At 63.7% G+C, this 18167-nt stretch carries 18 protein-coding genes, 1 tRNA gene and 1 pseudogene; 7 read left to right on the top strand and 13 right to left on the bottom strand.

Features of this window, described 5'->3' with window-relative positions; genetic code table 11:
- Positions 1–44 precede the first annotated feature (44 nt).
- Entirely contained in the window at positions 45–1556 is a 1512-nt protein-coding gene (locus tag U0034_RS14340) for a leucyl aminopeptidase (protein ID WP_085230174.1), read from the bottom strand.
- A gap of 129 nt (positions 1557–1685) precedes the next feature.
- On the opposite strand from U0034_RS14340, the gene lptF reads away from it, so the two are divergent.
- Genes lptF through U0034_RS14325 form a run of 3 tightly spaced genes read left to right on the top strand, consistent with a single transcriptional unit; the run spans position 1686 to position 4348 of the window.
- Positions 1686–2783 (top strand): LPS export ABC transporter permease LptF, encoded by a 1098-nt coding sequence (gene lptF, locus U0034_RS14335; RefSeq protein ID WP_085230268.1) that lies wholly within the window; start codon positions 1686–1688, stop codon positions 2781–2783.
- Between the two features lie 4 nt (positions 2784–2787).
- Positions 2788–3936: an LPS export ABC transporter permease LptG gene (gene lptG, locus U0034_RS14330; protein WP_085230173.1), complete on the top strand. Its 1149-nt coding sequence runs from the start codon at positions 2788–2790 to the stop codon at positions 3934–3936.
- A gap of 28 nt (positions 3937–3964) precedes the next feature.
- Positions 3965–4348 carry a sirohydrochlorin chelatase gene (locus U0034_RS14325; RefSeq protein WP_085230172.1) on the top strand — a complete coding sequence of 128 codons (384 nt, stop codon included), beginning with the start codon at positions 3965–3967 and terminating at the stop codon, positions 4346–4348.
- A 195-nt stretch (positions 4349–4543) separates the two neighbouring features.
- Here the strand turns inward: U0034_RS14325 and cobA are convergent, their stop codons facing one another.
- The 6 genes from cobA to U0034_RS14295 all read right to left on the bottom strand — a co-directional run bounded on the left by cobA (position 4544) and on the right by U0034_RS14295 (position 10862).
- On the bottom strand, positions 4544–5320 hold the full coding sequence (gene cobA / locus U0034_RS14320) for a uroporphyrinogen-III C-methyltransferase (protein WP_085230171.1): 777 nt from the start codon (positions 5318–5320) through the stop codon (positions 4544–4546).
- Positions 5321–5367: 47 nt separating this feature from the next.
- Positions 5368–6684, bottom strand: coding sequence for a sulfate adenylyltransferase subunit 1 (locus tag U0034_RS14315; protein WP_143795505.1), 1317 nt, complete (start codon positions 6682–6684; stop codon positions 5368–5370).
- A gap of 110 nt (positions 6685–6794) precedes the next feature.
- Positions 6795–7757: a sulfate adenylyltransferase subunit CysD gene (gene cysD / locus U0034_RS14310; protein WP_143795507.1), complete on the bottom strand. Its 963-nt coding sequence runs from the start codon at positions 7755–7757 to the stop codon at positions 6795–6797.
- Positions 7758–7844: 87 nt separating this feature from the next.
- The gene (locus U0034_RS14305) at positions 7845–8612 is read right to left on the bottom strand and encodes a phosphoadenylyl-sulfate reductase (protein ID WP_085230841.1); all 768 of its coding nucleotides are present in this window, start codon (positions 8610–8612) and stop codon (positions 7845–7847) included.
- Positions 8609–9148, bottom strand: a complete 540-nt coding sequence (locus tag U0034_RS14300; RefSeq protein WP_085230840.1) for a DUF934 domain-containing protein — start codon at positions 9146–9148, stop codon at positions 8609–8611. Before U0034_RS14300 ends, U0034_RS14305 begins: the two co-directional genes overlap by 4 nt.
- Before the next feature lie 34 nt (positions 9149–9182).
- The gene (locus U0034_RS14295; protein WP_085230839.1) at positions 9183–10862 is read right to left on the bottom strand and encodes a nitrite/sulfite reductase; all 1680 of its coding nucleotides are present in this window, start codon (positions 10860–10862) and stop codon (positions 9183–9185) included.
- Between the two features lie 210 nt (positions 10863–11072).
- Here U0034_RS14295 and U0034_RS14290 point away from each other — a divergent pair, with 210 nt between their 5' ends.
- The 4 genes and pseudogenes from U0034_RS14290 to U0034_RS14275 form a co-directional block, all read left to right on the top strand.
- Positions 11073–12014 carry a CysB family HTH-type transcriptional regulator gene (locus U0034_RS14290; protein ID WP_085230838.1) on the top strand — a complete coding sequence of 314 codons (942 nt, stop codon included), beginning with the start codon at positions 11073–11075 and terminating at the stop codon, positions 12012–12014.
- Between the two features lie 82 nt (positions 12015–12096).
- Positions 12097–13254, top strand: coding sequence for an ABC transporter substrate-binding protein (locus tag U0034_RS14285; RefSeq protein ID WP_102623152.1), 1158 nt, complete (start codon positions 12097–12099; stop codon positions 13252–13254).
- Between the two features lie 158 nt (positions 13255–13412).
- Positions 13413–13497: transfer RNA gene (locus U0034_RS14280), tRNA-Leu, on the top strand.
- A 391-nt stretch (positions 13498–13888) separates the two neighbouring features.
- A pseudogene (locus U0034_RS14275) lies at positions 13889–14148 on the top strand (transposase); the annotation flags it as partial.
- Between the two features lie 110 nt (positions 14149–14258).
- On the opposite strand, the gene U0034_RS14270 reads toward U0034_RS14275, so the two are convergent.
- From U0034_RS14270 to U0034_RS14245, 6 genes are all read right to left on the bottom strand, one after another.
- On the bottom strand, positions 14259–14594 hold the full coding sequence (locus tag U0034_RS14270) for a hypothetical protein (protein ID WP_085230836.1): 336 nt from the start codon (positions 14592–14594) through the stop codon (positions 14259–14261).
- A gap of 623 nt (positions 14595–15217) precedes the next feature.
- On the bottom strand, positions 15218–15538 hold the full coding sequence (locus U0034_RS14265; RefSeq protein ID WP_085230835.1) for a type II toxin-antitoxin system PemK/MazF family toxin: 321 nt from the start codon (positions 15536–15538) through the stop codon (positions 15218–15220).
- Entirely contained in the window at positions 15532–15780 is a 249-nt protein-coding gene (locus tag U0034_RS14260; protein WP_085230834.1) for an AbrB/MazE/SpoVT family DNA-binding domain-containing protein, read from the bottom strand. The genes U0034_RS14265 and U0034_RS14260 overlap by 7 nt, the downstream gene beginning before the upstream one ends.
- Positions 15781–15890: 110 nt before the next feature.
- Positions 15891–16169 (bottom strand): tyrosine-type recombinase/integrase, encoded by a 279-nt coding sequence (locus U0034_RS14255; protein WP_233212129.1) that lies wholly within the window; start codon positions 16167–16169, stop codon positions 15891–15893.
- Between the two features lie 339 nt (positions 16170–16508).
- Entirely contained in the window at positions 16509–16766 is a 258-nt protein-coding gene (locus tag U0034_RS14250) for a hypothetical protein (RefSeq protein WP_085230833.1), read from the bottom strand.
- A 493-nt stretch (positions 16767–17259) separates the two neighbouring features.
- Positions 17260–18153: a LysR family transcriptional regulator gene (locus U0034_RS14245; RefSeq protein WP_085230832.1), complete on the bottom strand. Its 894-nt coding sequence runs from the start codon at positions 18151–18153 to the stop codon at positions 17260–17262.
- Positions 18154–18167 lie beyond the last annotated feature (14 nt).

Below are 18167 nucleotides of genomic sequence, written 5' to 3'. Positions count from 1 at the left end.
GCATGCCGCCCGGCCGAAGCCGCTCCCACCTGTGCGTCCCACCATTACTGCGCCGCGCGATCGATCAGGAACTGCGTGAGCAGCGGAACGGGCCGGCCCGTCGCCCCCTTGGCGGCGCCGCTCTTCCAGGCGGTGCCGGCGATGTCGAGGTGCGCCCACGGGTAGGCCTGCGTGAAGCGGGAAAGGAAGCATGCTGCCGTGACGCTGCCGGCCGGACGCCCGCCGATATTCGCGATGTCGGCGAAGTTCGACTTCAGCTGCTCCTGGTACTCGTCCTCGAGCGGGAGCCGCCACGCGGGGTCGGATGCTTCCCGCGATGCATCGAGCAGTTCGCCCGCCAGCGCGTCGTCCTTCGAGAAGAGGCCGCTCATATGATGGCCGAGGGCGATGACACAGGCGCCGGTGAGGGTCGCGACGTCGACGACGGCCGCCGGCTTGAAGCGCTCCGCATAAGTCAGCGCGTCGCAAAGAATCAGGCGGCCCTCGGCGTCGGTGTTGAGCACCTCGATGGTCTGGCCGGACATGCTCTTGACGATGTCGCCCGGCTTCGTGGCCGTGCCGCTCGGCATGTTTTCGCAAGTGGGCACGATGCCGACGACATTGAGCTTGAGGCCGAGTTCGGCCACGGCGCGCAATGCGCCGAACACCGAGGCGGCGCCGCACATGTCGTACTTCATCTCGTCCATGCCTTCGCCGGGCTTCAGCGAGATGCCGCCGCTGTCGAACGTGATGCCTTTACCGACGAGCACGATCGGCGCGGCCTTCGCGGCGGCGCCCTGGTATTGCATGACGATGAATTGCGGCGGCTCGGTCGTGCCGCGCGTCACCGACAGGAACGAGCCCATCTTCAGCGCTTCGATCTGCTTCTGGCCGAGCACTTCCACCTTCAGCTTCCAGTCCTTGCCGAGCTTCTTCGCGGTCTCGCCGAGGTAGGTCGGCGTACAGACGTTGCCGGGCAGATTACCGAGATCGCGCGCGAGATCCATGCCGCTGGCGATGGCCGCGCCTTCCCTGGCGGCCGCCTTCGCGGCCTTTTCGTCGACGGTGTCCACGCTCAGTACGATCCGCTTGAGCGCGCGCTTCACCGGCTCCGGCTTGCCTTTCATTTGCGTGAACTGATAGGCCTCGCCGCGCAGCGCGAGAATAGCCGCCCGCACGGCCCAGTCGGCCGAGCGCTCCTTGACCGGCAACTGCGCGAGCGTGAAGGTCACCTGCGCGATGCGCGTGCTCAGGATCGCCCGCCAGGCGGCGCGCGCCGCTTCGCCATAAGCCTTCTGCCCGAAGGCATCCTGCTTGCCGAGGCCGACGAGCAGCACGCGCGAGGCGCCGATGCCCGAGACTTCCGGCAAGAAGAGCGTCGTGCCGCTCTTGCCTTCCATGTCGCCGGCCTTCACGATGCGCGTGATGAGCCCCTTCGTGGCGGTGTCGATTTCGAGCGCCGCGCCGCTGAGCGTCTGCGCTTCGAATACACCGAGCACGATACAGTCCGATTTCCCCGTCAAGAACCCGTTAGTCGTGCCTTTGGTCCAGTCACAGGCTTTTATGCTAAAGTCCATCGCGCTTGTCCTCGGATAAGATCGGCTGCTGCAGTGAAAGAAGTAGCCGCAATTATCCGCTATTTTTTCGTGGCGTCGGTTCGCGACGCGCACCGCGATCGCCCATCGGCCTCGCCTTCCTCACAGACGATGATTTTCGAACGCTCCTTGCAGCGCGAGCTCGCCTATACGGCCGGTGCCGTATTCATGGTGCTGCTGACCATCTTTCTCACGACGATGATGATCCGCATCGTCGGCTATGCCGCATCGGGCCAGGTCGATCCGAAGGACGTCGTCGTCCTCATCGGCCTGACCGTGATCGGCTATCTGGCCGTGATGCTCGTGGTCACGCTGTTCGTCTCGATCCTGTTCGTGCTCACGCGCTGGTACCGCGACTCCGAGATGGTCGTCTGGCTCGCATCCGGCGTGAGCCTCACGCGCTTCATCAAACCGATCGCGACATTCGCGGCGCCGATCATCCTGCTCGTCGCCTTTTTCGCGTACGTCGGCTGGCCCTGGTCCAATGCGCAGAGCAAGCTCATCCGTGCGCGGTTTCAGCAGCGCGACGAGGTGGCGCTGCTCGCGCCGGGCCAGTTCCGCGAATCGCCCTCGAGCCACCGCGTCTTCTTCGTCGAAAAAATGACGCCCGACCAGTCGAAGGTCAGGAACGTCTTCGTCACGAGCACGGAAAACGGGAAAGTGAGCGTCGTCGTGTCGCAGGACGGGCACATCGAAACCGCAAAGGACGGCGCGCGTTTCGTCGTCCTGCAAAGCGGCCGCCGCTACGACGGCGAGCCCGGCAAGCCCGATTTCCGGATTATGGAGTTCGAGCGCTACGGCGTGAAGATCACCCAGCAGCCGGTCGTCAACCGGCCGACGACCACGGGTACGCCCACCCCCGCCCTGCTGCGCCACCCGAACGACAACAACCTGGCCGAATTCGCGTGGCGCACGGGGCTGCCGCTCATGGCCATCAACCTCGTGCTGCTCGGCATCCCGCTCGCCTATCAGAACCCGCGGCGCGGGCGCACGATCAATCTCGTGATGGCCGTACTCATTTTCCTGACGTACTCGAACCTGCTCAACGTCATGCAGTCGTGGATCGAGCAGGGCCGCCTGTCGTTCGTCGCGGGCCTCGTGGGGCTGCACCTTGTCGTGACCGCCCTGGTGGTCGTCGTATTCTGGATGCGCGTGCGCAACCGGCCGTTGATCTCGCGCGCGATGTTCTCGCGCTCGAAGGAGGCGTGACGCGATGCGCATCTACGAAAAGTACTTCGCCCGCCAGGTCTACCTCGCGTTCGTGTTCATTCTGTTCGCGTTCTCCGGGCTCTTTTTCTTTTTCGACCTGATCAACGAGCTCAACACGGTCGGCCACGGCAACTACAAGTTCGGCTACGCGGTGCTGCGCGTGGCACTGCAAACGCCGTCGCGCTTTTACGAGATCATCCCGGTGGCGGCCTTGATCAGCGCCATCTATGTGTTCGCGCAGATGGCCGCCAACTCCGAGTACACGATCTTTCGCGTCTCCGGCCTTTCGACCGGGCGGGCGCTGCGCTCGCTGCTGAAAATCGGCATTCCGCTCGTGGCCATCACATATTTCATCGGCGAGGTCGTCGGCCCCTATGCCGACCAGTTGTCCGAACGCGTCAGGCTCGAAGCGCTCGGCGCAACGGTCTCGACGAACTTCGCCTCGGGCGTCTGGGTCAAGGACACGCTGACGGCGCGCGAGGACGGCGAGCAGGTCACGCGCTTCGTCAACGTGGGCGAGCTTCTGCCGGACGCCTCGATTCGCAACGTGCGCATCTACGAATTCGATTCCGGCTTCCACCTGACCAACGTGCGCTTCGCGCAGGACGGCCGCTACCAGGGTAACGGCCACTGGCTGCTCAAGGGCGTGACCGACACGCAGCTCGGCAACGTGCCGCCCGTTGCCGGGCAGCCGGCCGATGCGCTCGATCCGGTCTATCGCGCGACGCAAACGGCACTGCCCGAGTATTCGCTGCGCTCCGAGCTCACGCCGCAAATTCTCTCCGTGCTGCTGATCTCGCCCGATCGCATGTCGATGTTCAACCTGTTCCGCTACATCCAACACCTGACCGAGAACCTTCAGAACACGCAGCGCTACGAGATCGCCCTCTGGAAGAAGCTGCTTTATCCGTTCGCCGTGCTCGTCATGCTCGTGCTTTCGCTGCCGTTCGCGTATCTGCATACGCGGGCAGGCGTGGTGGGGGTGAAGGTGTTCGGTGGCATCATGCTCGGCATGAGCTTCCAGCTCATCAACACGCTCTTTTCGCATATCGGTACGCTGAATACCTGGCCCGCCCCGGTGACGGCGGCCACGCCCGGCCTCATTTACCTGGCGCTCGGGATCGTCGGCCTCAAGTGGGTCGACCGGCATTAGTCACCACCTCGACGGAAAGGACGAATCCATGGCGGCCCAAAGCGGCATCGTGCTGTTCGGCCATGGCGCGCGCGATGCGCGCTGGGCCGAGCCCTTCGAGCGGCTCGCGCAAAAGCTGCGTGACGCATGCGGCCCCGTCACGCCCGTCAGCCTCGCGTTTCTCGAACTCATGAGCCCCGATTTGCCGACGGCTATCGCGCAGCAAGTGGCGGCCGGCTGCACGGTCGTGGCCGTGGTGCCGGTGTTCGTCGGCGTGGGAGGGCATATTCGGCGCGATCTGCCGACCGTGCTCGACCGGTGCCGTGCGGCGCACCCCGGTGTCGAGATCCGGTGCGCGGCACCCGTGGGGGAAGACGAGGCCGTGCTCGACGCGCTCGCGCGTTACAGCCTGCGGCAGATCGAAGGCGAGTGAGCGACGTCGGGCCGCCGAGCGACCCGGCGAGTCGCTTGCGTCGATTGCGTCGATTGCGGATCGTGGAAGAGAAAAACGGGTAGCCGGGCAGCGAGCGGATCGGTGGCCGATGGTGGCCGATGGTGGCCGATAGCCGCCGATAGTCCCCAATAGCCCGCCCGGTCGAATGGAGGCGGGCCTCGGCGCTGGCTGCGCTCAGGCCGCGTGCCGCATGCCGGCGCGCGGCGCGTCGCCCACCTGCGCTTGCTCGGGCTTGCCCGCCGGCACGCGCTCGGCAAACGCTTCGCCGATCATGAGCAGGCTCGGCTGCTGGGGATCGAGCCATTGCTGCGCCTCGCCCATGGCCAGCGCTTCGAGCGTCAGCGTGAGCGTGCGCTCGCGCGGGGTACTGCAGGCCTCGACGATCGCGACGGGTGTTGCGGCTGGACGCCCCGCATCGATCAGTTGCTGCGCGATTTCGGGCGCGCTGTCGCGGCCCATGTAGAACACGAGCGAATCGGCGTTGACCTGCTCGCGAATCTCCTGCGTGTCGGCCGCGCGGCTGCGTGTGGCCAGCGCGACGCTGCGCGCGACGCCGCGCAGGGTCAGCGAGCGCTTGACTGCCGAGGCCGCCGCCAGCGCGGCCGTAATGCCGGGTACGACCTCGTATTCGATGCCGGCCTCCTCGAGCGCACGCATTTCCTCATCGGCCCGGCCAAACAGCATCGGATCGCCACCCTTCAGGCGCACCACACATGAGTGCGCACGCGCGGCATCCACGATCTGCTTGTTGATGAACTGCTGGGCCGTCGAGCGACGGCCGCAACGCTTGCCGACGGCGATCTTGCGGGCATGCGGCGCGTACTCGAGCATTTCCGGTTCGACTAGCGCATCGTGCAGCACCACGTCGGCCATGCCCAACAATCGGGCACCGCGCACCGTAATGAGATCCGCCGCACCAGGACCCGCACCGATCAGATACACCTTACCCATTCGCCATTCATCCTCGTCAACGTCCGAGCGGCGTCATGCTCGCCCGGTCAGGCCGAGTATGCACGAATCATGCCGGCTGCGACCGTATGATGCGTGGCTTCGTCGATGAGCACGAACGCGCCCGTGCCCGGTTCGTCGTCGTATGCATCGCACACGAGCGGCTTTTGCAGCGTCAGCGCCACCCGCCCGATGTCGTTCATCCCCAGCTCGTGCCGCTCGCTCGTATGCGCCAGCGTGTGCACGTCCAGCACTTCCTTCACCGCGCCCACCCGCGCGAACACCGTCGTCGTCGTCTGCTTGAGCAGGTACTTGCGCTGCGTCGACAGCGGCTCCTCGTCGAACCAGCACAGGTCCGCCTCCAGCTTCTTCGCCGGCTGCGGCGCCTGCTCGGCCCGCACGAACATGTCCCCGCGCGATACGTCCACGTCCTCCTCCAGCCGGATCGTCACCGTCTGGCCCGCGAACGCGCTCGCCACCGCCGCCGTGCCGCCCACCACCGGCGCCACGATCTCCGCCACCGTCGCCGTGCGCCCCGCCGGCAGCACCGCCACCGTGTCGCCCACGCGCACCTCGCCCGCCTCCACGCGCCCCATGTAGCCGCGGAAGTCGTCCGCGCTCGCCCCGTCCTGGCGCGCCACCCACTGCACCGGAAAGCGCAGCGCCTCGCCCGCGCGCGTGCCCACCGGCAACTGCTCCAGCACGTCCAGCAGCGGCTCGCCCGCGTACCACGGCATGCGCTCGCTCGCCGTCACGATGTTGTCGCCCTTGAGCGCCGACACCGGCACGAAACGCACCTCCGAGAGCCCCAGCTGCTGCGCCAGCCGCACGTACGCGTCGCGGATCTCGTTGAAGCGCGCCTCGCTGTACTCCACCAGGTCCATCTTGTTGATCGCCACGATCACGTGCTGCAGCGCCAGCAGCTTCACGATCGCGCTGTGCCGCTTCGTCTGCGGCAGCAGCACCGCCTCGCCCGCCGCGTCGTACGTCACCCGCGTCGCGTCGATCAGGATGATCGCCGCGTGCGCCGTCGACGCCCCCGTCACCATGTTGCGCGTGTACTGCTCGTGCCCTGGCGTGTCCGCGATGATGAACTTGCGCCTGGCCGTGGCAAAGTACCGGTACGCCACATCGATCGTGATGCCCTGCTCGCGCTCGGCCTCCAACCCATCGGTCAGCAGCGACAAATCGATCTGCTCGCCCACCGTGCGCTTGTTCTTCGCGCGCGAGAGCGCCGAAAGCTGGTCCGACAGCACCGCCTTGCTGTCGTATAGCAGCCGCCCGATCAGCGTGCTCTTGCCATCGTCCACGCTGCCCGCCGTGATGAATCGCAGCACCCCGAGGTCCGCCGGTTCATGTGTGCTCATGTGTTACGCCCTTCGTATTCGCTTCGCTTCGCCGCGCCCGCGCTCATGCCGGGCGTTCGATATCTCGATGTTGGATGAATGGCCGGATGCCGTTTGCGCCCGGCGCCCGCTCAGAAGTAGCCCTGCTTCTTGCGCTGCTCCATCGCCGCTTCCGAGGTCTGATCGTCCATGCGCGTCGCCCCGCGCTCCGTGATGTCCGTCACCGCCGTCTCCGCGATGATCTTCTCCACGTCGTCCGCGTCGCTCGACACCGGGCACGTGCAGCTGATGTCGCCCACCGTGCGAAAGCGCACCAGCGCGCGCTCGCTCGTCTCGCCCTCGCGCAGCGGCGTGAGCGGCGTCACCGGCACCAGCAGCCCGTTGCGACGCACGATCTCGCGCTCGTGCGCGTAGTAGATCGGCGGCAGCTCCAGCCCTTCGCGCGCGATGTATTGCCACACGTCCAGCTCCGTCCAGTTCGAGATCGGAAACACCCGCAGGTGCTCGCCCGCGTGCAGCCGCGCGTTATAGAGGCTCCACAGCTCCGGGCGCTGCGCCTTCGGATCCCACTGCCCGAACTCGTCGCGAAACGAGAATATGCGCTCCTTCGCGCGCGCCTTTTCCTCGTCGCGCCGCGCCCCGCCGATCATCGCCGTGTAGCCGTGCTCCGCGATCGTCTCCAGCAGCGTCACGGCCTGCGCCGCGTTGCGCGAATCCGTCTCGCGCCTCAGCCGCACCGTGCCGCGCCTGATCGAATCTTCCACGTGCCCCACCACCAGCTGCGCGCCGATCTGCGCCGCGCGTCGGTCGCGAAAATCGATCACCTCCGGGTAGTTGTGCCCCGTGTCGATGTGCACCAGCGGAAACGGCAGCGACGTCTTGCGCGCCGCGCCCAGACCGAACGCCTTCAGCGCCAGGTGCAGCACCACCACCGAGTCCTTGCCGCCCGAAAACAGCAGCGCCGGCTTGCTGCACTCGGCAACGAGCTCGCGCAGAATGTAGATCGATTCCGCTTCCAGCCAGTCGAGGTGGTCCATGCGGGCGGAGGCGGCAGGATGCGGGGCTGTCGCGGCGGATTCGAGAAGGGTGCTCATGTATCTGCTGTTCCTATCGTTTGCCTGGTGGCCCTGCGGGCCGGCGGCATTCGTATGCTGCGGGATTGGCTTTTCGTCTCAAGCGGCTCAGTGTGCGGCCTTCGCGGCGCCCGGTATGACCGAAATGGGGGCAACGTGCAGGCCACACTCCTTGGTATCGCGCGATTCCCACCACCAGCGGCCGGCCCGGCTGTCCTCGCCGGGGCGAATGGCGCGCGTGCAGGGTTCGCAGCCGATGCTCGGATAGCCACGCGCGTGAAGCGGGTTCACCGGCACGTCGTTTTGTGCGAGGTATGCCCAGACGTCGGCTTCGGTCCAATCCGCGAGCGGATTGTACTTGGCGATGCCGCGCGCTTCATCGCGCTCCTCTTCGTGCAGCTCGGCACGCGTCACCGACTGCTCCCGGCGCTGGCCCGTCACCCAGGCTTGCACGCCCGCGAGCGCGCGGTTCAGCGGCTCCACTTTGCGGATCTCGCAGCACTGCTTGCGCAGATCCACGCTCTCGTAAAATGCGTTGAGCCCATGCTGCGCCACGTAGGCGTCCACGGCGTCGGCACGCGGATGAAACTGCTCGATCTCATAGCCATAGCGCTCGCGCACACGATCGAACATGCCGATCGTCTCCGCATGCAGGCGCCCCGTGTTGAGCGAGAAGATCCCGATCGAGGCACCGCGCGAAAGAATCGCGTGCGTGAGGACCATGTCTTCGGCCGCCAGGCTGCTCGCGAGCTTCACGCTTTCGTGACGCGCGCCGATCGTATCGATGAATGCGTTCAGGCGCGCGACCTTCATCGCGAGCGAGGCCAGGTCGGCCTCTGCCGCGAGCGAAGCGGGATTGATGACGGCGGTGCTCATGCGCGCGACTCCCCGGCTGCCGCCGCGCGACGCCGAAAGAGCGGCAACGGCGTATCGACTGCCGATTGATACTGCACCGACAACTCGGTGAACGCTCTCAGCGCATCGTGGACGTCCTTGTCCGCGCGCACGGCGAACGCATCGAAGCCGCAGCGCGCCATGTAGTTCAACTGATCGCGCAATACGTCGCCGATCGCGCGCAGCTCGCCACGCCAGCCGTGGCGCTCGCGCAAGAGCCGCGCGATGCTGTAGCCGCGGCCGTCACGGAACACGGGGAAGTCCACGCCGATCAGCGCGATCTTGTCGAAATCGGCCACGAGTTCGGCCGGCTCGTCGTCGGGCGCAAGCCACACGCCGAGCGATTGCGCGTCACGCGTGACCACGAGCGCCTCGCGCGACGCTTTCCAGAGCGCGAACGGCACGATCACGCGCACGGCCGTAAGCGTCTCCACGGCCGGCAATTCGCCGCCCTCGCCTGCACGCACGACGTACCAATCGTCCTCGACGACCGAGCGGTTCTTGATAATCGAAGTCATCTCTCGAATCTTCCTTGGCTCTCTCGTTCGTGCGTCATGCATGCGCCGGCTGGCGCGAGGCATAGACACGTTCCTTGAACGGCGCAAGGCCGATGCGGTTGTAGGTGTCGATGAAACGCTCGCCGTCGACGCGGTTTTCGACGTAGGTATCGATCACCTTCGTGACGACGTCGGGCATTTCGCCGGCGGAGAACGACGGGCCGATCACGCGGCCGAGGCGCGCGCCGGTCGGGCTCGTGCCCTGCTCGCCGCCGAGCGATACCTGGTACCACTCGGAGCCGTCCTTGTCGACGCCGAGAATGCCGATGTTGCCGACGTGATGGTGCCCGCACGAATTCATGCAGCCCGAAATGTTGAGCGAGAGCTCGCCGAGATCGTAGACGTAGTCGAGATCGTCGAAGCGGTGCTGGATCGCCTGCGCGATCGGAATCGACTTCGCATTCGCGAGCGAGCAGAAATCGCCGCCCGGGCACGCGATGATGTCGGTCAGCAGGCCGATGTTCGGCGTCGCGAAGCCGAGTTGCTTCGCGCGCTCCCAGACCGCGAAGAGATCATGCTTCTTGACGTCCGCGAGGATCAGGTTCTGCTCGTGCGAGACGCGCAGTTGGCCGAAAGAGTAGGTGTCCGCCATATCGGCAGCCGCTTCCATCTGCTTGTCGGTCACGTCGCCGGGAGCGGTGACCGTCGGCTTGAGCGAGAGCGTCACCGACGCGTAGCCGGGGACCTTGTGCGGGCGCACGCTGCGCTCGACCCAGCGCGCGAAGGCGCGGTTCTCGAGCAGATGCTTCTCGTACGAAGCGTCCGTATCCGAAACCTTTTCATAGGCCGGCGGCTGGAAATACTGCGCCACGCGGTCGTATTCGGCCTGCGTGAGCGTGGAGGGGCCGTCCTTCAGATGCTGCCACTCCTCCTCCACCTGCTGCGCGAACTTCTCCGCGCCCAGCGCCTTCACGAGGATCTTGATGCGCGCCTTGAACAGATTGTCGCGGCGACCATAGCGGTTGTAGACGCGCAGCACCGCTTCGCAATAGGTGAGCAGATGCTGCCACGGCAGGTTTTCGCGGATCACCTGGCCGATGATCGGCGTACGGCCGAGGCCGCCGCCCGCCAGAATCGCGCAGACGACTTCGCCGGCCGCATTCTTCGACAGATAGACGCCGAGGTCGTGGATCTGCACGGCGATGCGGTCTTCCTTCGAGCTCGACACCGCGATCTTGAACTTGCGCGGCAGCCACGCGAACTCGGGATGGAACGTCGACCATTGGCGCAGAATCTCAGCCCACGGGCGCGGATCGACGATCTCGTCGGGCGCCACGCCCGCGAACTGGTCGGCCGTGATATTGCGGATGCAGTTGCCCGACGTCTGGATCGCATGCATCTGCACCGAGGCGAGCTTCGCCAGGATTTCCGGCGTCTCCTCGAGCTTGATCCAGTTGAACTGCATGTTCGTGCGCGTCGAAAAGTGCCCATAGCCGCGGTCGTGCTCGCGCGCGATGCGCGCCAGCATCCGCAGTTGGTCGCTGCGCAGGTTGCCGTACGGGACCGCGATCCGGTGCATGTAGGCGTGCCGCTGCATGTAGAGACCGTTTTGCAGCCGCAACGGACGGAATTCTTCTTCGCTCAATTCGCCCGACAGACGGCGGCGGACCTGGTCGCGGTACTGCGCGACGCGTTCGTCGACGATCGTCTGGTCGTACTGATCGTATTGATACATTCGGGGACCCCAGGTTTGTGCTGCGTCGCGTCCTGGTACGCGACGCCCGAACTGCTATCGACGCTCGACCACGGCCATCGTTCAGACCGTGAACTCATGTGCTAATGACAAAAACAGCTATGCATATTGAAAAACGTCTGCCGATCGTAATAAACTCGCCTTATATTTCAAACGACTAAAAAATTTTGTTCTTATGCCAAAAGGTTATAAATGAACCTGCACCAGTTTCGGTTCGTGCGTGAGGCCGTCCGGCAGAACTTCAACCTGACCGAGGCCGCCAAGGCGCTGTATACGTCGCAGCCCGGCGTCTCCAAGGCGATCATCGAACTCGAGGACGAATTGGGGGTCGAGATCTTCACGCGCCACGGGAAGCGCGTGCGTTCGCTGACCGAGCCCGGGCGCATCATACTCGCGTCCGTCGAGCGGATCCTGCAGGAGGTGGAGAGCCTCAAGCGCGTCGGCAAGGACTTCGCGGCCCAGGACCAGGGCAACCTCGTCATCGCCGCCACGCACACGCAGGCGCGCTACTCGCTGCCCGCCGCCATCGCCGAGTTCAAGCGGCGCTTTCCGAAGGTGCATCTTTCGATCCTGCAAGGCAGCCCGACGCAGGTTGCCGAAATGGTCATGCACGACCAGGCGGACATCGCGATCGCGACCGAAGCGGTGGCCACCTATAAGGAACTCGTCTCGCTACCGTGCTTCCAGTGGCACCACGTTGCCGTCGTGCCGGCCGATCACCCTCTGCTGCAACGCAAGCTGCTCACGCTCGACGATCTGGCGCAATATCCCCTCATCACCTACGAGGCGGCGTTTGCGGGGCGGACCAAGATCAACGAAGCGTTCGCGCGGCGCAATCTGACGCCCGACGTCGTGCTGGAGGCGATCGACGCCGACGTCATCAAGACCTATGTCGAGCTGGGTCTCGGGGTGGGGATCCTGGCCGATATCGCCTTTAATGCCGAGCGCGACAAGAATTTGCGGGCCTTGCCGGTCGGCCATCTGTTCGGCACGAATCTCACGCGCGTGGCGCTGAAGCACGGCGCCTACCTGCGCAGCTACGTCTATACGCTCGTCGAACTGCTTTCGCCCACGCTCACGCGCAAGCTGATCGAACAGGCGCTCAAGGGCGAGCACGAGAACTACGAGCTGTGAACCCGCCGGCGGCCGCGACGGGCGGCCGGCCGCGCACCCATTCTTTGTGTCTATTTGTGTGTCTATGTCAGGGAGACGTTGCATGAGGTTGTCCGCCCCCTTGCGCCGCGCGCTGGCGCTCGCCGCTTTCGCGCTCGCCACGGCCGCCCACGCCGATATCAAGGTCGGCATCGATTTGTCGTCCACCGGCCCGGCCGCTGTGATCGGCATCACGAGCAAGAACGCGATCCAGATGTGGCCGCAGACGATTGCCGGGCAAAAGGCGCAGTACATCGTGCTCGACGACGGCACCGACCCGGGCCGCGCCGTGGCCAACATCCGCAAGCTGATCGACGAGGATCATGTCGATGTGATCGTCGGACCGAACATCACGCCCGCCGCGCTGGCCGCGCTCGATCCCGTGGCGGCCGCGCAAACGCCGATGATTACGCTGATCGGCTCGGCGGTGGCGGTCGAGCCGCAGGAAGGCAAGCGGATCTGGGCGTTCAAGATGGCGCAGACCGACGCGGCGATGGCCGACGTCATGACACGCTACATGTCGAACCATGGAGTGAAGACGGTCGGCTTCATCGGCTTCGCCGACAGCTACGGCGATAGCTGGCTGAACGAATTCCGTAAATTTGCGCAACTGCGGCACATCCAGATCGTTGCCACCGAGCGTTTCAACCGCAACGATGCGAGCGTGACCGGGCAGGTACTGAAGCTGATGGCCGCGAAGCCCGATGCGATTCTGGTCGCGGGCGCCGGCACGCCGGCGGCGTTGCCGCAGCGTACGCTCGTCGAGCGCGGGTTCAAGGGGCCGATCTATCAGACGCACGGCATCGCGACGCCCGAGTTCATCAAGCTGGGCGGCAAGGACGTGGAGGGAACGCTCTTTCCGACGCAACCCGTCGTCGTCGCGCGCACGCTGCCGGCCGATCATCCGGCGAAGCGCGCCGCGCTCGCATTTGTCGCGGCGTACGAGGCCAAATATGGACCCGGCACGGTGACGCAGTTTGCCGGCGACGCCGCGGGCGTTTATCCGCGGCTCGAGGATGCGGTCGGACGGGCGTTGAAGCACGGCCAGCCCGGTAGCGTCCAATTCCGTGTGGCACTGCGCGAGGCGCTCGAGCACGCGCATGAGCTCGTGGTGCCGAACGGGGTGGTCAATACGAGCGCCAGCGATCACGTCGGGCTCGATCAGCGCGCAAGCGTCATGGGCCAGATCAAGGGCGGGAAGTTCGTTTTCGTCAGCCAGTGAGGCCGCGGGGCCACTTGTGAACGCGCGGGGACGAAGCGGCCCGCCGGGCCCCCCGCACCCGCCGCCCGGCCACAGCGCCCTGCTTGCCGGGCGGGCGGTTTTCGGCGATAATCGCGCTCTTCGGCACGTGCGCCCGCGCACCACAGCCAATCAGACATGCCCAGGTGGTGAAACAGGTAGACGCAGGGGACTCAAAATCCCCCGCCGCAAGGCGTGCCGGTTCGAGTCCGGCCCTGGGCACCAAATTCTAGTTTCACAACGTTTCAGAATCATTCAAAAGCCCCGTAGAATAAGCCTCTACGGGGTTTTTTTCATTTCACGGCGTTTCACCGGATGCCACGACATGCCCCACACTTCAGGGGCATTTCTGGGGGCGTCTCGCCGAGATCGCCCGATTCCGCGTAAAAGTGCCCCCGCTTGTTCGTGTAGGCCCAAGCATCCGGGGGCGACGCCTGACTGCGGGACAAATCAATGCCGTTGACGGATGTAAGCGTGCGCAATGCAACGCCACGCGAGAAGACTTTTCGGCTCGCTGACGCGGGCGGCCAGAGGTGGCTACGCAAATTCGGGCAGTTGGATAAGTGGAATGCCCGAGGCCTGAGCCAGCGATAATGCAGGCAAAGGAACCGAGGACATGAGGAAGGGAACCCGACGCACGCACTCAGCGGCGTTCAAAGCAAAAGTGGCCCTGGCGGCAGTCAAGGGCGAACGCACGCTGGCCGAACTGGCGCAGCAGTTCGATGTGCCCCCGAACCAGGTCACGGAATGGAAACGGCAGTTGCAGGAGCGCGCGGCCGACGTGTTTGGATCGGCTGGTCCGGTATCGAGTGAGTCGCCGGTAGACGTGAAGACCCTGCATGCAAGATCGGTCAGCTCAGCCTCGAAAATGATTTTTCATATGGCCTGTTTTTGCAAGCAGGACGAGCGCCTCCTTTTCGGCACTCCCCGTTTGGATGAGCGTCGTGAGCTAAAGAGACGTGCGGTCTGCGTTAGCGAGACTCACATCACGATGATTCGGCATCGTTCGCTTTGGCCCCGCCAAGCGTTCCGATAATGAATGAGCGCATATCGAACGTTTCAGCGTCATATGAGAGCGGATCAACATGTTCCGGAAAAACCTTTCCGTAACGGGCGGACGCCTCACGCAGTTCCAGCGTCTGCGACATGTAGTGATCCAAGTCGAAGTCGCGGTCAACAAAGACGTAACCTTCCGCGTCAAGTATCTGCTTGGTCTCGGCGAACAAAGCTCGAAGCTGCTGGACGTTCATCGCTTCTGCTCCAATTTCTTCCCGTTTATACAGGAATAGTAAGTCTGCCGCGCCTCCCGATGACATTTCCATTTATCGGGACCATCTGGCTTTATATCGCACAAAGCGTTCTGGCGATCCCATTGCTCTTGGCAAAACTGTTCGTGGCGCGAGTTTCCGCCGGCGAGGCTTCGAGCGTTAGAAGCACTTTGGGACTCACTCGAAGCCGGAAGGGATGATGCTGCAAAACACAACGCTGAAAAGGATGACGCCACTACAACTGCGCCGATGATCTTCGTAAAGTGCGTGCTCATTATTCATACAACTTGGTGAAAGCTTCATTTCATACGGTTTCACTTAAGCGAGACTTAAGGAGTAGTCTGTGACCCAAAGGATCAGTCAACTTCGTGGCGCACGTCTATCTTTGCGGATACTGTGATGTACTTGCGGACACTGCCTAGTAAACGGTCCTTTACTTCGCCCGCGGCTTCTGTCTCTTCTCGATGCCATGCGGCTACCGCTCTGATAGCCTCCGGCCGGGTCATGTCACCGCCCGCAACAAGCGCCGCTGCTCAGTTTGCAATCAAATTCGCAAGTCGTTCACGATAAGCGTCCTCGCCATCTCTAACCGCTTGATTTGCGCCGTAGCTCATCTTCCGTTCTCCTTGATGGCAGTTTTGCCGGGGGGCTCCGTTCCGGCTGCCCCGGCGTTTTCCCTATTCTGCAAAGACTTCCTGCAGGGTTCGCAGGGTGTCCAACAACGTCTTATCGGCCACTGCGCCCTCTTTCTTGATCAGGCGCACCTTGTCTACTGCGCGAATCTGATCCAGAAGGATCAAGCCCTGTTTGCGCTTGAACGTCACGGGGGTCCGAAACGGCGCAGGACGCCCCTTGGAAGTCATCGGCGCGACGACGACTGTGCGCAAATGGTCGTGCATTTCGGGAGGCGAAACGACGACACAGGGGCGCGTCTTTTGAATCTCGCTACCAAGCGTTGGATCGAGCGCGACCAACCAGACTTCCCCGCGCATTACCATGCAAGCTCCGCGTCATCGGCATTCGAAAACTCGCCCATGACGAGAGCATCGTCGCCACCCTCTGCCAGAGCCTTGCTTGCTTCCGCCCAACCCTCACGGGCTTTGTGCTTCGGGCGGCGCAGAACAATCGCGTCGTCCTCGACCTCCATTTCCACTTCGCTCTCCAGCCCGAGTTGCGCAAGGACGGGCTTCGGAATCAGCACGCCCTGCGAATTACCTATTCTGCGAATCGTCGTTCTCATGACATCTCCAAAGTAACAACAATGTTAAACCATATGGTTGCAACAGTAAAGACAATGTTATTACGACAGGCGTCTCATGTCCCGGCCGCCGCCCCGGGGTCGGATGGCTCTCACAGCACGTCGCAGAACATCTGCCTGAGCCTTCTATCGGACACGGCCAGATAGGGCAAAACGTGGTCCAGTTCCGCATGACCCAGTAGCTGCTGCACCGTCTCAATATCGTGCCCTTGCGCCACAAGGTTACTGGCGAACGAGCGTCGGCCCGAATGGGACGACCCGCCGCGTATCCCCGCGTCCCTGTAGAGCTTTGTGACGTGGGACCGCAAGCTGTCACACGCAGAGTAATCGACCTGCACCCCGGCCTCGTTGACGCGGCGCTTGGTGTTCATCGCGAACTTGCGACCCTCGCCTACAAGGACCAGTCAACTTGACGGCGCGAGTCCGCGATAGCGCTGTGCGGTTAGCTCGGTTCCCACGTCCCGCGCAATGCGATGGTTCAGATAGCACTCCAGCGCCGATACCAAGATATGCCTCTGCGGGGCTTTTTCATTTCACGGCGCTTCACCGGATGCCTCGACATGTGCCGTCGCGAAGCACCTTCGAGAGCACGGCTCTTCGCACCGTCGACTTCGCCGAAAAGTGCCCCTTTCACAGCCGAGCCGACCGAAGCATCCGGGCGGCATGCTTAGCGAAGCAGCTTCGTACCGATAACTGATACCGATGCGAGGCTATTCGATATCGATTCCTCTCGATGCATTGACAGCACCCATGACAAAAGCCCGCATGTCGAAGGTTTCGGCATCGAAAGACAACGGATCGACATCCTCGGGAAAAACTCTTCCGTGCCGAGCGCAGGCGTCGCGGAGTCCTTGATTTTTCTGCATGTAGTCGTTCACATCGAATTCTTGATCAGTGAAGCTGAAACCTTCCGCTTCAAGGATGCCTCGGGTCTCATCGAACAAGGTTCGAAACTGTTCGATATTCATCACCTCTCCTTCTGCTGCTTGCCGTTCAGGCACGAATAGTATGTTTGCTGCGCCCGAGTCAAACAATTCCACTTCCTTTGGTCTTCCGGCATAGCGTTACAGGTACCTCGCGCCCGATCCCACTGATCGAGGCAATATTCGTCATGGCGTGATTCTCGGCCTTCGGGTTCGGGGCATGGGTACTGCTGCTTTTAGCGCTGCTTGATGCAGCGCTCACGGATGAAAGTCTTGCAGCGTCGGACTTCGAGGCGCCTGCGGGACACGAGGCCGATACGGATGACGCCGCTACCACGGCTGCGCCGATACCCAAGGTATAGCGGGTGTTCATTGTCCATATGAATAGTTGCGGGATGCTATTCCAGCGGCTTCCACTTAAGCGACGCTTAAATGAAAGATCCGGCAGATGGAAGCACCGCCCCCGCGACTCTGCCTCGACGGCGCGCAAGTGAGAACCACGCGCGCCTAGCAACTCGCATCGCCCCAACCTGAATGACTACGGCTGCTGCGCCCGCGCGCCGAGCAGCGCCAGCATGTTGCCGACCGTCGGAGAGCCATCTTGCGCTCGGACGGCAAAAGCAAGCCGAGCCACCGGTGCGGGAGGCTTGATCGCAAGGTAGCGCACCCCTTTCACGCGCACCTGTGAAAGCGCATCGGGCACGATCGAAATGCCGAGGCCGGCCGCAACGAGGTTGATCACCGAAGGAATCTGAGGAGCGGGTTGCGCCAGCAGCGGCTCGAATCCGGCCAGGCGGCACACTTCGACGATGGCGCCATAAAGCGTCGCACCCGCCGGCCCAGGCACCATGACGAACGCCTCATGCCTGAGTGCTTCGATCGACAGCGCCTGCCGCTTTGCGAGCGGATGCGCGGTCGGCAGAACGATCTTCATCGGCTCATCGGGAAAACGATGTAGGCGCAAACCCGCGAAATCGCCCGCGCCGGGCCGCACGAACGCAGCATCGAGACGCTCGTCGGTCAACGCTTGCAGCAATTGCGGCGTGTTGCCTTCCGCCAGCGTGAGCTCCGCGTCGGGCCACGTCTGCTTGAACCGGCGAATCAGCGCCGGCACGACCGGATTGAATACCGACGAGCCTGAAAAGCCGAGCCGCAATTGGCCCGTTTCGCCGCGCCCCGCCCGTTGCGCCGCCCGTATCGCGCCCTGTGCGTCCTCGAGTACCCGCATAGCCTCGATGCGGAACGCTTCTCCGGCACGGGTCAGCACCACGCCATGCGGCGTGCGCTCGAACAGCGTCACGCCAAGCTCCTGCTCGAGTTGCTTGATCTGGAGGCTGAGCGGCGGCTGCCCTATTCCAAGTTTTTCAGCGGCGCGCGTGAAGTTCGCCTCGCGCGCAACCCCTAGAAAGTAACGAAGGTGACGTAGCTCCATCGTTATTTTTTTAA

The organism is Trinickia caryophylli, from assembly GCF_034424545.1.
In the GTDB taxonomy this organism is placed as follows: Bacteria; Pseudomonadota; Gammaproteobacteria; order Burkholderiales; family Burkholderiaceae; genus Trinickia; species Trinickia caryophylli.
Note: the sequence above shows the minus strand (reverse complement) of the source record. Positions and strands in the feature narration are given on the sequence as shown.

What these genes read in the sequence shown, in the direction of transcription:
- U0034_RS14340 (WP_085230174.1), bottom strand. Translation starts at nt 1,556, where the DNA reads ATGGACTTTAGCATAAAAGCCTGTGACTGGACCAAAGGCACGACTAAC.
- lptF (WP_085230268.1), top strand. Translation starts at nt 1,686, where the DNA reads ATGATTTTCGAACGCTCCTTGCAGCGCGAGCTCGCCTATACGGCCGGT.
- lptG (WP_085230173.1), top strand. Translation starts at nt 2,788, where the DNA reads ATGCGCATCTACGAAAAGTACTTCGCCCGCCAGGTCTACCTCGCGTTC.
- U0034_RS14325 (WP_085230172.1), top strand. Translation starts at nt 3,965, where the DNA reads ATGGCGGCCCAAAGCGGCATCGTGCTGTTCGGCCATGGCGCGCGCGAT.
- cobA (WP_085230171.1), bottom strand. Translation starts at nt 5,320, where the DNA reads ATGGGTAAGGTGTATCTGATCGGTGCGGGTCCTGGTGCGGCGGATCTC.
- U0034_RS14315 (WP_143795505.1), bottom strand. Translation starts at nt 6,684, where the DNA reads ATGAGCACACATGAACCGGCGGACCTCGGGGTGCTGCGATTCATCACG.
- cysD (WP_143795507.1), bottom strand. Translation starts at nt 7,757, where the DNA reads ATGAGCACCCTTCTCGAATCCGCCGCGACAGCCCCGCATCCTGCCGCC.
- U0034_RS14305 (WP_085230841.1), bottom strand. Translation starts at nt 8,612, where the DNA reads ATGAGCACCGCCGTCATCAATCCCGCTTCGCTCGCGGCAGAGGCCGAC.
- U0034_RS14300 (WP_085230840.1), bottom strand. Translation starts at nt 9,148, where the DNA reads ATGACTTCGATTATCAAGAACCGCTCGGTCGTCGAGGACGATTGGTAC.
- U0034_RS14295 (WP_085230839.1), bottom strand. Translation starts at nt 10,862, where the DNA reads ATGTATCAATACGATCAGTACGACCAGACGATCGTCGACGAACGCGTC.
- U0034_RS14290 (WP_085230838.1), top strand. Translation starts at nt 11,073, where the DNA reads ATGAACCTGCACCAGTTTCGGTTCGTGCGTGAGGCCGTCCGGCAGAAC.
- U0034_RS14285 (WP_102623152.1), top strand. Translation starts at nt 12,097, where the DNA reads ATGAGGTTGTCCGCCCCCTTGCGCCGCGCGCTGGCGCTCGCCGCTTTC.
- U0034_RS14270 (WP_085230836.1), bottom strand. Translation starts at nt 14,594, where the DNA reads ATGGAAATGTCATCGGGAGGCGCGGCAGACTTACTATTCCTGTATAAA.
- U0034_RS14265 (WP_085230835.1), bottom strand. Translation starts at nt 15,538, where the DNA reads ATGGTAATGCGCGGGGAAGTCTGGTTGGTCGCGCTCGATCCAACGCTT.
- U0034_RS14260 (WP_085230834.1), bottom strand. Translation starts at nt 15,780, where the DNA reads ATGAGAACGACGATTCGCAGAATAGGTAATTCGCAGGGCGTGCTGATT.
- U0034_RS14255 (WP_233212129.1), bottom strand. Translation starts at nt 16,169, where the DNA reads ATGAACACCAAGCGCCGCGTCAACGAGGCCGGGGTGCAGGTCGATTAC.
- U0034_RS14250 (WP_085230833.1), bottom strand. Translation starts at nt 16,766, where the DNA reads ATGAATATCGAACAGTTTCGAACCTTGTTCGATGAGACCCGAGGCATC.
- U0034_RS14245 (WP_085230832.1), bottom strand. Translation starts at nt 18,153, where the DNA reads ATGGAGCTACGTCACCTTCGTTACTTTCTAGGGGTTGCGCGCGAGGCG.